The 12,547-nt window shown below is 61.3% G+C and carries 11 protein-coding genes; 4 read left to right on the top strand and 7 right to left on the bottom strand.

Annotated elements, in window-relative coordinates; genetic code table 11:
* Window positions 1-10: 10 nt before the first annotated feature.
* The 3 genes from C163_RS13060 to C163_RS13050 form a co-directional block, all read right to left on the bottom strand.
* Window positions 11-1,615: a hypothetical protein gene (locus C163_RS13060; protein WP_025339181.1), complete on the bottom strand. Its 1,605-nt coding sequence runs from the start codon at window positions 1,613-1,615 to the stop codon at window positions 11-13.
* A 79-nt stretch (window positions 1,616-1,694) separates the two neighbouring features.
* Window positions 1,695-3,431: a hypothetical protein gene (locus C163_RS13055; RefSeq protein WP_025339180.1), complete on the bottom strand. Its 1,737-nt coding sequence runs from the start codon at window positions 3,429-3,431 to the stop codon at window positions 1,695-1,697.
* Window positions 3,428-5,254: a tyrosinase family protein gene (locus C163_RS13050; RefSeq protein ID WP_025339179.1), complete on the bottom strand. Its 1,827-nt coding sequence runs from the start codon at window positions 5,252-5,254 to the stop codon at window positions 3,428-3,430. Before C163_RS13050 ends, C163_RS13055 begins: the two co-directional genes overlap by 4 nt.
* Before the next feature lie 148 nt (window positions 5,255-5,402).
* Between C163_RS13050 and C163_RS13045 the strand changes: the two genes are divergently transcribed.
* Complete coding sequence (locus C163_RS13045) at window positions 5,403-5,882, top strand: Lrp/AsnC family transcriptional regulator (protein ID WP_003258733.1); 480 nt, start codon at window positions 5,403-5,405, stop codon at window positions 5,880-5,882.
* A 205-nt stretch (window positions 5,883-6,087) separates the two neighbouring features.
* Here C163_RS13045 and C163_RS13040 read toward each other — a convergent pair whose 3' ends face one another.
* On the bottom strand, window positions 6,088-7,050 hold the full coding sequence (locus C163_RS13040) for an AraC family transcriptional regulator (RefSeq protein WP_025339178.1): 963 nt from the start codon (window positions 7,048-7,050) through the stop codon (window positions 6,088-6,090).
* A gap of 219 nt (window positions 7,051-7,269) precedes the next feature.
* Here C163_RS13040 and C163_RS13035 point away from each other — a divergent pair, with 219 nt between their 5' ends.
* Window positions 7,270-8,448, top strand: a complete 1,179-nt coding sequence (locus tag C163_RS13035; protein ID WP_025339177.1) for an MFS transporter — start codon at window positions 7,270-7,272, stop codon at window positions 8,446-8,448.
* 16 nt (window positions 8,449-8,464) lie between these two features.
* Here the strand turns inward: C163_RS13035 and C163_RS13030 are convergent, their stop codons facing one another.
* Both C163_RS13030 and C163_RS13025 read right to left on the bottom strand, forming a co-directional pair.
* Window positions 8,465-8,869: a helix-turn-helix domain-containing protein gene (locus C163_RS13030; protein WP_025339176.1), complete on the bottom strand. Its 405-nt coding sequence runs from the start codon at window positions 8,867-8,869 to the stop codon at window positions 8,465-8,467.
* 173 nt (window positions 8,870-9,042) lie between these two features.
* The gene (locus C163_RS13025) at window positions 9,043-9,729 is read right to left on the bottom strand and encodes a hydrolase (RefSeq protein WP_003258732.1); all 687 of its coding nucleotides are present in this window, start codon (window positions 9,727-9,729) and stop codon (window positions 9,043-9,045) included.
* 263 nt (window positions 9,730-9,992) lie between these two features.
* On the opposite strand from C163_RS13025, the gene C163_RS13020 reads away from it, so the two are divergent.
* The gene (locus tag C163_RS13020; protein ID WP_025339175.1) at window positions 9,993-10,454 is read left to right on the top strand and encodes a Rid family hydrolase; all 462 of its coding nucleotides are present in this window, start codon (window positions 9,993-9,995) and stop codon (window positions 10,452-10,454) included.
* Window positions 10,455-10,474: 20 nt separating this feature from the next.
* Here the strand turns inward: C163_RS13020 and C163_RS13015 are convergent, their stop codons facing one another.
* Complete coding sequence (locus tag C163_RS13015; protein WP_049866793.1) at window positions 10,475-11,401, bottom strand: LysR family transcriptional regulator; 927 nt, start codon at window positions 11,399-11,401, stop codon at window positions 10,475-10,477.
* 218 nt (window positions 11,402-11,619) lie between these two features.
* Between C163_RS13015 and C163_RS13010 the strand changes: the two genes are divergently transcribed.
* Window positions 11,620-12,042, top strand: coding sequence for a hypothetical protein (locus C163_RS13010; protein WP_025339173.1), 423 nt, complete (start codon window positions 11,620-11,622; stop codon window positions 12,040-12,042).
* The last annotated feature ends 505 nt before the right edge of the window (window positions 12,043-12,547 follow it).

Raw genomic sequence — 12,547 nt, 5'->3', positions numbered from 1 at the left:
CTTTTGCGGTTCAGGGGCGGTCCTTGAGGGTTTCGAAAGCCTTGACGCTTTTGATCAGGCTTTTGTTGCTGGCGGAACCGGCACTGTTGAACAGGAAGGAGAAGTCCGAGGCCAACGAAGGGCTGCCGGCAGTCGTCGCGTACTGATGGCACTGGTTGCAGTCGTCACCCTGCACGTAGGTCTCCATGGTGGTGTTGGCCACCGGCACATTGCCCTGGCTGATGAACGGCCCGTACGACAACGGCACCTGCGCGTTGGCGCCCGGTTCCGGGCTGGGCGGATTGGGGGCGAGGGTCCAGAGTACGTTGATCAGCTTGTAGTACTGGAACACCGACTTGCCTTGGCTGTGCTGCGCGAAGTTGGCTTGTACCGCACTGTTCAGGGCTTGCAGGTCGCCGGGCACGGGGTGTTCGCGGGTGGTCTGTACCGGCTGGTCGCGTGGGAAGAGATCGGTGCAGTCCTTGTCGGGATGCGTTTGCTTGCACTGGATACGGGCTTGGTTTGGTGTGCACTCGGGGCCGTTGCCACAGTCAGGGTTGTTGAAGGCAAACCCGTTCGGCGGGGTTTGTTGCGGCGGGACCTGGGCCGGTTCGGGCACGTTGTCCACCTGCTCGAAGGTGGTCCAGATGAAGTTGGGCGAAGCCTGGGTCTTGTTGATGATATGCAGGCCCACCAGCCCCACCACCTCCTGGGTACACTCCAGCGTGTCGGGGCGTTTGAGCCAGGCGACGGTAGTCAGGTAGCGCCCGAACAGCTCGGGTTTGCCGGTCAGCACCCGCCATGCGGCCTTGAGCTCGATCGCGCCCAGTTGCTCCTGTGGCACTGGGGAGGTCGGCAGTGAGCGCATCGGTTCGCCGATGGGCAGCGACAGGCCCTCCGGTGTCTGGCCGTCGAGGTTTTGCGCGACCTTCAACTGGTTGGCGGCGTCGTAGAGCCCCTTTTCGACGATGTAGTCGAACTCGGCCTTGCCCACCTTGCGCTCAAAAAATACCAGTTTGCCCGCCTGGTCCGTCAGCCAGCCGCCGGACGCCTCCATGACCGGGTCGGGAATGGACGCAAGTGTCCCGGTCGACAGGTGGAAACCGTGCAAGGCATTGATCGCGCCTTCGGAGGTGGCGTTCATGAACTTGCGTGCGCCGACCTTGAGTGCCTTGAGGCTACCCTGGGTGCTGCAGCCGGATGGCACCAGGGTTTGCACGCCCCAGCCGGTGGGCGTGGGTGCGCCGGGCAGGAAGATGTCGTTGGCGTCCTTGTAGCTGGCCCATACCGGGGCCACGCTCATGGGTTGACCCGGTGCGGAGGGGACCCCGAACTGCGCCAGCGTGCTTTGCATGTCGGGTTCGCCCGCCAGGCTGGCGGTGGCCGGCCAACCGGGGTTCACCGGCCAGTTCAAGGCAATGAACAGCTGCCAGCCAAAGCAGTTCATGAACGCCTGGCTGGTGGCATTGAAGTTGTTGACCGGCAGGAATCCCCCGCTGGCCGGGTTGAACACCAATTGCTGCTGCACACAGGTATCGGCGTCCGACAGCGTGGCCGCCGTGGCGGGTTGCAGGGTCGACAGGCACAGCAGAATGCCGCACAGCAGCGACAGAAGACTCAAGCGTGACCTGGACATCATTGCGCTCCTTGCAAGCTGTGAAGCCGCACCCGAAGGTGCGGCGGTAGAGGGGCGTAAGTGGGGTGACTGGCGTGACTCAGGCCCCCGGCACCAGCGCCAGGCCAGATTCCCAAGGGTGGTCTGTCGCGCTCACGTTCACATCCTCACTCGGGTTGAGGACACGCACTGTCACCAGGCCGGGTGCTGCGGAGGGGCTGACCGTGATGGTCAGAATGTAGGCCTGGGTGCCGCCCGAGTTGGTCTGGCCGGGAATGGCCGACGCGTCGGGCAGGTACTGGGTGACCTGCGCCGTCACCCCAGGGTTGGAGAATTGCACCCTGGCATTCTGCGCCGTGGTAGTCGGGTCGGCGCCTTGCACCACCAGCACGAACTGGTTGCTGCTACCCGGTGCAAGCCAGGCGGGCAGGTCGGTTGGGGATTGCCCGTAGAACAGGTCCAGCGGCAGCAGCTGCACTGGCCAGGGTTGCAGGCCGGCCACCCGGTCCTGCACGCATGGGAACGCTTGAGGCGTGGTGCTGAGCGGCTTGACGGTGACGCTCAGGCCGACCAGCAGTTGTTGGGCGATGACCCACACATAGTTGACCTTCTGGTTGTTGATGGTGATGTCATTGATCGAGAAGCCGGCGCTTTCCGGCACCTCGAACACCGCCTGCAGGATCTGGTCGGAACCGTTGGCAGCCGACTTGGCCGTACCACGCGTGATGCGCCAGTACTGGCTCACGTCCTGGCCTTGCGGGCCCTTCCAGGCGCTGAAGTCGGTGGGCTGTTGCAAGTACAGGCCAATGGGGTTGGTCAGCGACAGTCGGTTGTTCACCGCCGTGGTATTGGCCATGAAACCGATGTGCGGATCAGAGTTGCGATAGTTCTGCCCGTACTGCGCGCAGCAGATCAACGACTGGGCGTTCTGGCTGCTGCTCACCGGGCGCAGGATGGTGGCGGCGGCGGCCAGGTACACCTCGGCGCTGAGGGTATTGGGGCCGGAGGTCAGGTGCATCGCACCGCCGAACTGGCCGGGCACACAGGCCGTTCCGGCGTTCCATTTGTTGACGGTGTCATAGGCCGGCTTGCCGGTGGTGGAGTCGATGACCGGGTCGCCGGCCTTGCCGGTCGGGCCGTCGGCGGTGTAGCGCAGGTACAGGTCTTCGAGTTGCACGTTCGGGTCGATGTAGTCGCGGTACAGGCCCAGTACTGCGTTCGGGTCGATACGCCACATGGTCAGGAAGTACGCGGGGTTTTCGCAGGTGAAGGTGATCTTGCGCATGTTGCCGTTGGCATCGCGCACGATCGACCACTCGCAGTACTCGTCGAGCCAGCCCCGTGGGCCGGAAGGCGAGAACGCCGTGTACTTGCCGTTCCAGTCGATGCTCGGGCAGCGCTTGGCCGGCAGTTGCAGCACGGTACCTTGTTTGTTGGGGTCGTAGAGAATGTAGAGGGTGTTGTCGAGGGTGATCTGGCCGTGGTCGGTCAACTCCATCACCTGGTCCAGGGTCATGGCCTTGCCACCCAACTGGGGAATGACCGCCGCACCGTTGTTGTAGAAGAACGTCCAGAGCCGGTTGGGGAAGGGCGCCCAGGTGATCGCCGGGGCGGTCACGTCGCCGAAACCTTCCACCAGCGGGTTGTAGTAACCCGAGCGGGGGGCGTCGTTCAGGCCCGACCAGGGGTTGCCGATGATGGACGATTCGGTCCAGCCGGTGAGGTTGTTGTTCCAGTCGGTTTCAAACTGCGGCAACTGATCTTCCAGGCCCAGCTTGTTGTAGTCCTTGGGGGCTTGGCCGGCGGGAGAGGTGAACTGCTTGAAGGGCGTGCTCATGTCGGTTCTCCTGATGTGCGTGAGGTGGAAGCAGAGCAGCAGCCGGCGACCGGGGGCGGGCCGGCGAGGGTCTGGCGCGGGTCGTCCCACACCAGTTGGGCGATGAAACCGGGCAAGGTCATGTATTCGTCAGGCGTCAGCACGCGGCCGCTGTCGAGGTGAGTCACCACCAGCGACAACTGCACCGCATCGCCGCGGCCAAGGCCCAGCGCAGCGGCGTTGCGGGCCGCATTCAGTGCGCGGGACACGCCGTGGGTGATGCATCGGCCCTTGTCGTCCACCAGCCCCATGCCGATTCGGCTGAAACGCCCCACGTAATGGGGGTTGTCGGCGCTGACGTGCTGCGTGGCAGCGTCGGGCTGGTCGAGAAAGACATCGATCAGATAGGTGTCATGGGTGCAGCGCACATGATCGAACACCACCCACGGCCCGGGCCCTGCGGTGTTGTCCGCGGCAGGCCCGGCTTTTGCGCTGTGCTTGCAGCAGGCGCCGGTGGCCGCCTTGGGCGCGCCGAACTGTGGGGCCACCGGCACGCCGTAGTCGTAGCCGATGTGCCGGCTGTCCTGGGCCATGTCGCCGATGGTGGTGTAGCGCCAGGCGTCGGCGCTGGTGAAGGTGAGCTGCGTGGCGTCGTGGCCGGAGAACGGCTGGAGCAGGCACTGCGTGGTGTATTGCGCCCCGGGGTTGGCCCTGATCCAGACCTCGAGCATGCGGTCGATATTGGCGTGGTAGGAGCAGAACACCGGGTCGAAGGCGGTGTAGGCGTTGTCGGCCATGTCGCCGCCGATCCAGCCGTGATAGTTGTCGTGGGGTTGCTCGTACAGGCCGTCGAAGTTGAGGGCGCGATTGGGGTACAGGCTGTCCTTCTGGGGCGGGTCGAACACCGGGATGTTGGCCCACGGATAACCGGGCACACCCTGTGGTTGGCTGAACGTGGTGAACTTCAGGGCATCCACCACCTGTTGCTGGAAAATACGGCTCATGCCGTACAAACGGGCGCGATCCGAACGCGAGTCGTCACCGTGGGTGTAGAACAACCGGTCGCGTTGCACATAGCGGCAGTCCACCCCCTTGGCCGCGCCGCTGGCGCACACCTTGGAACAACCGTCCTTGGCGGCCGCGTAGCGCAGGGGATTGGGCCGGGTTTCGCCGGTGTGCGGGTGCACATAGGTTTCATCGAGAAACGCCTGGGGCAGGCCGGCCTGCGGGCTGCCGTCGACGCTGGCATCTTCGGCCATCCAGTCCCAGTAGGGAATGGCGCAGTCGATCAGTTGTTCCAGGTACAACAGGTAGGCCCGGTGCCAGAGGGCAAACGCCTCCTGGTAATGCAGGCACCAGTTGGTGTGGATGTAGGCGTAACGTTGCCAGGGCGAGCCACTGTCGGGGTCGCCCACCTGCATCACGTCGTCCAGGCGGGCGCGGTACAGGTTCAGCTCCTCAAGGCTCAGGGCGCGGATGTCCTTTCTCACCCGCCTGACCGATTGGGGCAGGTCTGGTGGCGGGATGCGTTCGGCCAGATCGAAGGGAGAATCGGCGTCCAGGCGCCAGCCCTGGTTGACCCACAACCTGAAGGTTTCCAGGGCATCGATCGGCCAGAACTGTTGCTGGTCGAGGGTCAGCGGCATGTTGCGCGAGGCCAGGTGCTGGTAGATGGTTTCTGACCAGGTTTTGACCGACTCCGGGTCGTCCAGATAGACGAAATAGGCGTTCATGCACCCGGTCCAGGAGGCTGCCACGGCCGCGCGCTGCGCAGCGGGGATCCAGTAGGGAGCGGTAAAAAGGCCGTGGATGTCCGCGGTCCATGTGGGTTTCGCGATGATCATAAGGTCCCTCTCATGCGCCCCGCAGGCGGGCTGCTAAGCTCAGTTGATGGTAAAGAGCTGGCACGCAGGGAATCGTGCAAATTGGCGCGTCCTTGCGGCGGATTCATTGCAGTTTTTCAAGGAAGACACGTGAAAAATGACAGACGCCATGGATCTGAAAATTCTGGGAAAGCTGCAAAAGGATTGCAGCCAGAATCTGGAGTTGCTGAGCGACAGCGTCGGGCTGTCTTCCACCAGTTGCTACCGGCGTATCAGGCGCCTGGAGAGCGCAGGCATCATCAAGGCCAAGGTCGCGATACTGGACGAGCGCAAGCTTGGCATTCAGGTGACGGCCTTCTTTCTGGTGAAGCTGGACCGCGACAGCAACGACATTGACCGCAAGATGCAGCACATCCTGGCCAGCCACCCGGAGATTCAGGACTGCTACCTGATGACGGGCGAGTTCGACTTCGTGATGGTTGCCAAGTTTCGCGACGCCACCGAGTACACCGACTATATCTACCGGTTTCTCGACACTTACCGGGATATTCCGATTCGCACTTATTCCTCGACGTTGGTGGTGCGTACGGTGAAGAAATCGTATGAATTGCCGCTGGGAGGAGGGCTGCAGCAGGCTGTCGATGCCTGACAGAAAGCCATGGCAGCGCAACGCGGTCAGCTGTTGTAGGAGCGGCCTTGTGTCGCGAAAGGGCTGCAAAGCAGCCCCAGGGTTTCAGCGCAGATGCACCAATTGCCGGGGCTGCTTCGCAGCCCTTTCGCGACACAAGGCCGCTCCTACAAGGACCCGCGCAGGCCAGAAGATTGTTGCAAGGCACGCATGCCCGCAAGTGAAGCTATTTCGTAGTCAAAGGCCAAGGAAGGCAGTCGCCCTGTTCCATTCTTTCTGCACCCAGGCGCAATTCCGAAATATCGCGTTTCGGCGGCGTACCGAATTGCCGCCCATATTCGCGACTGAACTGCGAAGGGCTTTCATAGCCGACCTTGAAGGCTGCCGTGGCAGCATCCAGGTGTTCATTGAGCATCAGCCGTTTTGCCTCGTTCAACCTCAACCATTTCTGATACTGCAGCGGGCTCATCGCGGTGAGCTGGCGGAAGTGCTGATGGAAGGTTGACAGCCCCATCTGCACCCGAGAGGCCAACTCATCTACCCGCAACGGCGCGGCGTAGTTCAGTTTCAGCCAGTCGATGGCCTTGGCGATTCGATGCCCCTTGCTGCCGACCGAGGCGATGTAGCGGAGCAGGGGGGCCTGGTCGCTCTGTAGCAACCGATAGTGGATTTCTCGCTGAATCAGCGGCCAGAGCACGGGTATCGCATCAGGCTCTTCCAAAAGCCCGATCAGTCGGCTGAAGCTCTCCAGCAGCTTCGGGCTTAGCCAACCCACGCCGGCGCTTGTGTGAACAGACTGGCTGCCCGCCGGCAGGCGGCCGTCTTGCGCGATCAACTCTGCCAGTGTGCGCAGGTCGAGCTTGAACACCAGGCCCAGGCAAGGTGCGCCTTCGCTGGCCATCGTCACCGCCGAATGGGCAGGGATGTTCAGCGAGGTGACCAGGAACCGGGTCGAGTCATAAGGGAACACGTCGCCGCCGATGACCATTTCCTTGGCGCCCTGCACGACCAGCACGATGCTTGGCTCGACGATACAGGTGACCGGTGGGGCCGGTACGTTGCGTCGGTAGACGCTGAGGTCCGCGATGCGTGTCGCGAAATCGCCAGCCGTTGGCGCGTGGGCGCCGATGACCTTGCACAGCGTGGCCATCGGGTGCGCGTGTGAGGTCGGTTGTGTGGTGGCGGACATAGGAAGCCTCAGGTCATCTCTTGGAAAGACACTACTCGCGCGTCACTTCCGCTGTCCATGCCCCGTCGACAGGGTCTGGAGAATCAGGCAAGAAAACTGGTCGTTTGATCTACTGATACGCCGTTTTTCGCAAGGAAGATGGGCGGCAGGCAATGTTGCCAAAGTGCTCGAGTAACGCGAGGGCACCCGCTTTTCATAACCTGCTGCACGAGAACCACCATGACCAGCTCAGCGATCCCCCTTCAACATTCCAGCAGACAGGTCTGGGGCGCCGTGTTGGCAATGTCACTCTGCGCCTTTGCCCTGGTAGCGTCCGAATTTCTGCCGGTGAGCCTGCTTACACCACTTGCCACTGATTTGTCGCTTACCGAAGGACAGGCCGGCCAAGCCATTTCGATCTCGGGTTTCTTCGCCGTAGTCACCAGTTTGTTGCTGTCCACCCTGACGCAGGGTATTGATCGAAAACCTGTCCTGTTGGCCACCACGGCGCTAATGCTGGTTTCCGGTGCATTGGTGGCGTTTGCCCCGAACTACCCGACCTTGATGTTGGGGCGGGCCGTGCTTGGGATCGCCATTGGTGGATATTGGTCGATGTCCACCGCAGTGATGGTGCGTATCGCACCTGAAGCCCTCGTTCCCAAGGCCATTGCCGTGATGCAGGGCGGTACTGCGCTGGCCACGGTGATCGCGGCCCCGGTCGGCAGTTACCTGGGCGGCCTGATCGGCTGGAGAGGGGCCTTCTTCTGCGTCGTACCTTTGGCCGCAATTGCGTTGATCTGGCAGGCCTTCACGCTGCCGGCGATGCCTGGCGAGCGCGGTACGGCTTCGGCGACCGCATCCCTGCGTTTGCTGCTAGACAGCAAGGTTGCGCTTGGCATGGCTGCAGTTGCATTCCTCTTCATGGGGCAGTTCACGCTGTTCACCTACCTTCGCCCGTTCCTGGAAACCGTGACACAGGTGGACGTGCCCACGTTGTCGCTGCTTCTGCTGATCATCGGCGTCGCGGGGCTGGTGGGAACGATGATGGTAGGTTCGCTCGTAGGCCGCCATCTGTTCAGAGTGCTGCCCGGTATTCCACTGCTCATGGCCGTCATCGCATTCGCTGTGATTTCGACAGGTTCCTGGGTCGTCCCGACGGCGGTGCTGCTTGGTGGCTGGGGCTTGATTGCCACTTGTGCGCCAGTGGGCTGGTTCACCTGGCTGGCCAGGATGCTGCCCGAGGACGCCGAGGCCGGGGGAGGCCTGATGGTCGCGGTGATACAACTGGCGATCACCGTAGGTGCGACCTTAGGTGGGGTGCTTTATGACGGCGTTGGGTACCAGGCGACCTTCATCGCCAGTGGGATGATGCTCTTGGTAGCGACTGCCTTGACCATGAGGTTAGGGCGGCATCGATAGAGTACAAATGTGCTCCCTAATTGAGCAAAGGCCCAGTTTGAATAGACGCCTGTCGCTGCCAGGCCTGCGGCGACATCCCCTCGGCCTTGACAAATGTGCGACAGAAGTGGGACTGATCGCAGAAACCGCACTCCAGTGCGATCTCAGCGAGCATCATTCCCGAGCCCCCCAGTAGTTCCTTGCTTTTGCGCAACCGTTGTTCACGCATCCACTGCTGCGGGGGCACATGCAGGGTATCCCTGAACATTCGTGTGAAATGGCTACGCGACAGCGAGCAGGCTTGGGCGAGTTCCGTAACAGTTATGCCGGTGTCCAGGTTCTCCAGCATCAACCTCTTGGCAGTCGTGACCTGCCAGGGCTTGAGCAGCCCGGTCGTTTTCAGCGCGACAGTCGCCAGCACAGTGCAGTGATCGCTGTTCATACAAATCCATTAATCAATGAAGTGGGCACGCACGTTTCGAGTGGGCAGAGCAGGCCACTGCAGCCTCGGGCGGGCTACAGACGATAACGCTCGATTCGATGGCCTGGCTCAGCCAGCCGGCGTACCCATCAGCGGGTCAATGAACAGCCCCTGGATGCAGGGGCTGGCAATGGTCAGACAGCGGCAGCAACCGGGGCCAGGGTTGGGCCGTGCTGAACGCGCTCTGGTGCTTTGTGCACCATGGTGTAGGCATAGTCGACACCCATGCCGTAGGCGCCGGAGTGTTCTTTCACCAGTTCCATGACGGCATCGTAGGTGTCGCGGTTTTTCCAGTCGCGCTGCCACTCCAGCAGCACTTGTTGCCAGGTCACCGGAATCACGCCTGCCTGAATCATGCGCTGCATGGCGTAGTCGTGGGCTTCCTTGGTGGTGCCACCGGAGGCATCGGCAACCATGTAGATTTCATAGCCGGCATCGTTCATCGCCGACAGCGCGAAGGTGGTGTTGCACACCTCCGTCCACAGGCCGGAAACGATGATCTTGTTGCGCCCGTTTTTCTTGAGCGCGTCACGCACCTTCTGGTCATCCCAGGAGTTCATGGAGGTTCGCTCCAGCAGCGGAGCGTCGGGGAAGACGGCGAGCAGCTCGGGGTAGGTGTGCCCAGAGAAGCTTTCAGTCTCGACCGTCGTGATGGTAGTGGGCACATTGAAGATCCTGGCTGCCTTGGCCAGGCCTACGGTGTTGTTTTTCAGGGTCTGGCGGTCGATGCTCTGAACGCCGAAGGCCATCTGTGGCTGCTGATCGATGAAGATCAGTTGGCTGTTGAATGGGGTCAGTACTTCAGTTTTTGGATTGTTCATTCTTGTTCCCTGTCAGCTGGATGATGGTCATCGCACAAGTCACGGCGCCTGCTTTGTGCAGACTGTGCTGAGGCACTGGATGACGTCCTCAGTGATGCCCGTTGCTTGAGTCCGAGCACAAGATAGCGAATCGCAGAGCGAAGCGGTGGCGCACTTTTGCGCTCTCAGGAGCGCATCAATGCGCCATTCGCTTGCTCATCCTGCTGCTAGGATTCGCACGCAAACGCGGATCTACCTGATCCGGTTTACGCCAGGAGAAAGCGATGGCAGCTTCACAACCACTCAACAAACAAACCGCCTATTGGGGCGTTCCGTGGGAGAATTCTTACGGGTATCCGCAGGCACGGCGGGTAGGGAACGAGATCTACGTATCGGGCCAGTTCAATCATGACGAAGAAGGCAACCTGGTCGCGCCGGCACCCCTGGATCGTGACGGCAGGCCCTGTGATTTCTCTTCGATGGGGGATCAGATGCGCGCCGCCTACGACAATATCGCCAAGCTGCTCGCGCTGTATGGCGCGACGCTTGAAGATGTCGTGGAAGAGACGCTCTACGTACTGGACATGGACGCGGCCTTTGCCGTGGTCGGCAAGGTGCGCAAGGCCGCCTACGGCACGGAACGGCCTCAATGCGCCAGCAACATCATCGGCGTCTCGAGGCTTGCCCAGCGCCCACAGCTGATCGAAATCGCCTGCAAAGCGGTACTTGGCTCACGCGCTGAGTGACCCGCACTCCCGGTTTCGCTCTACGTGACCGGGAGTACCAGTTGGCCCTCGATCAACGGCTTCTGGTTGGCAACGGCAGCTGCACAGAACGTCATGAATGCTTTGACCCGCCACGATTTGCGGATGTCCTGGTGCGTCAGCAGCCACAGCTCATCCTGCAGCTCCGGCACCACAGGGCCGACGCGTTCAAGCCCAGGCGTGATATCACCCAGCATGCAGGGCAAGAAACCCACCCCCAAGCCCGCCGCGATTGCAGCACTTGCCGCCGCAACCGAATCGGTGCGGTACGAGATGCACTCGGCGGCGACCCTGTTTTCGACATAGCTCGTTGCCTTGAGCCCGCGTAGCGCCGCGGAATAGGAAACCCATGCCTGGCCCTCAGTGAACAGAGGAGTAGGCGATATGTGGCTGCTGCTGCCGTAGGGAGCCCAGGCGATTGTGGCCAGTTTGCGGCCCACCAGGCTTTCGGCGGGTTTCCTGGTCGCCCGAACCGCAATATCCGATTCGTCTCGCGCAAGGCTCAGTGATTCGTTGCCCACCAGCACCTCGATCGTGATGCCTTCATTGAGGGCCTTGAAGTCCGCGATGATGGGGGTGAGGAAGTAAAGCAGCAGTGAGTCGCTGGTGGTGATACGAAGCTTTCCGAGTGGCCCCTGGCCGGCACGTGAGACACGCCGGGTCACGCTGACAATGTCCAGCTCCACGCGCTCGGCGAGGGCACGCAATTCCGCGCCCTCGATGGTGAGCAGATAGCCTGATTTGCGGTGATCGAACAAGGCTACGCCAAGTGTTTTTTCAACCTGGGAGACCCTGCGCGAGACGGTGGACACGTTGATGCCGAGCTTCTTGGCTGTGGCAGCGCGATTGCCACACTCACTGAGCGTTTTGATGATCCGCAGGTCGTCCCATGAGAGCTGGTTGGCAGCCTCGCCCACGTTCCATTTCACGTCCTTGGGGGCAACCGGGGCAATTGGGACATTTCCAGGTAACGACTTCACGAAATCCGTTCCAGATCAGATTGCGACGATCATACGAGAAGGGGCTGCGTGAACCAAGTATCAGCATGAAAGCGAAGGAGGGGGCTTCGGTCGTCCCTTCATGCGCACATCGACACTTGTCGGCGTTATCCTGAATAGTGAGCCCAGGAGCCTTTGGGGAACTACCCATGCGCAAGTTGACACTGTTGTTCGCGATCGCTGCATTTGCGGGTTGCCAGGCGCCGATGCCCACTGCCAACCCTCAGATGGCTTGGGTCGATCTCTCGACGCCATTCCCGAATGACCGTGTGCTGTTGGCCGAACGCCTGGATAAACAACGCCTGCGCGACGGGCGCTTCTTTGAGGTCAGCCCCGGCAGCCATGAATTGGTCGTCAGGTTCGACTACGAAGTAAATGGGGGCGGTGGCATCAGCCTGATGGGAGGTACCACGGTAAGGCAATGTTACCTGACCCTCGACTACGAGCATTTCAAGGCTGGGCAGCGCTACGTGCTCGAGGCCCGCTCCATGGCCATGACGCCAGAGGCGAGGCTTTATGATGCGAAGGGAGAGATTGTGGCAGAGGTTAGGGAATTCTATTGCCTGATGTGATGATGAATCGTTCGTTGTTCATTGATTACAACTAGCCTCGAAAAATCAGATTTTTTCGCTTTCTTGTAGGGCATTTCCCAAAGATACTGTTGCCGCCTATTTTCCGTTGCGGGTGCCCTGGCAGGGCTCTAGTCTGGGCCTGTCGCTGCTCATCAGTGACACGGCTTTGACAGGCCGTAACGGTATGTAGGTTCTGCAGCGCTGTTAATGGCGGCTGCGTGTGGGGCACGCTTGCGTGCGCCGGAACTTCCTATGTCCGCCGGTCTGTCAACCCACACACAGCTGCCACCCAACCTGTTTGACAGCGGGATCGGTGCAGCCCATTTGGAGATATAGGAATGTTGAAGATGGTCCCCGATCCACCCCAAAGCCTCCACTCCCTCGAAGACACCCTCATCCAGGCCACGTACTACGTCCAGATACAGTTGCCGAACGAACCGCGAACGCTGCACTGAGCCTAAACCAGGTATTGCCTGGGCTGGGCTGATCACCCGCGAAGCTGTCC

It is taken from the genome of Pseudomonas sp. FGI182 (assembly GCF_000511325.1).
Taxonomy (GTDB): domain Bacteria; phylum Pseudomonadota; class Gammaproteobacteria; order Pseudomonadales; family Pseudomonadaceae; genus Aquipseudomonas; species Aquipseudomonas putida_Z.
The sequence above is the reverse complement of the archived record's forward strand: the minus strand, read 5'-3'. Positions and strand labels throughout refer to the sequence as shown.

Bases quoted from the DNA above. Each gene is read 5' to 3' on its own strand.
- C163_RS13025 (WP_003258732.1), bottom strand. From the start codon at position 9,729: ATGAACAATCCAAAAACTGAAGTACTGACCCCATTCAACAGCCAACTG.
- C163_RS13035 (WP_025339177.1), top strand. From the start codon at position 7,270: ATGACCAGCTCAGCGATCCCCCTTCAACATTCCAGCAGACAGGTCTGG.
- C163_RS13020 (WP_025339175.1), top strand. From the start codon at position 9,993: ATGGCAGCTTCACAACCACTCAACAAACAAACCGCCTATTGGGGCGTT.
- C163_RS13060 (WP_025339181.1), bottom strand. From the start codon at position 1,615: ATGTCCAGGTCACGCTTGAGTCTTCTGTCGCTGCTGTGCGGCATTCTG.
- C163_RS13055 (WP_025339180.1), bottom strand. From the start codon at position 3,431: ATGAGCACGCCCTTCAAGCAGTTCACCTCTCCCGCCGGCCAAGCCCCC.
- C163_RS13045 (WP_003258733.1), top strand. From the start codon at position 5,403: ATGGATCTGAAAATTCTGGGAAAGCTGCAAAAGGATTGCAGCCAGAAT.
- C163_RS13040 (WP_025339178.1), bottom strand. From the start codon at position 7,050: ATGTCCGCCACCACACAACCGACCTCACACGCGCACCCGATGGCCACG.
- C163_RS13010 (WP_025339173.1), top strand. From the start codon at position 11,620: ATGCGCAAGTTGACACTGTTGTTCGCGATCGCTGCATTTGCGGGTTGC.
- C163_RS13030 (WP_025339176.1), bottom strand. From the start codon at position 8,869: ATGAACAGCGATCACTGCACTGTGCTGGCGACTGTCGCGCTGAAAACG.
- C163_RS13050 (WP_025339179.1), bottom strand. From the start codon at position 5,254: ATGATCATCGCGAAACCCACATGGACCGCGGACATCCACGGCCTTTTT.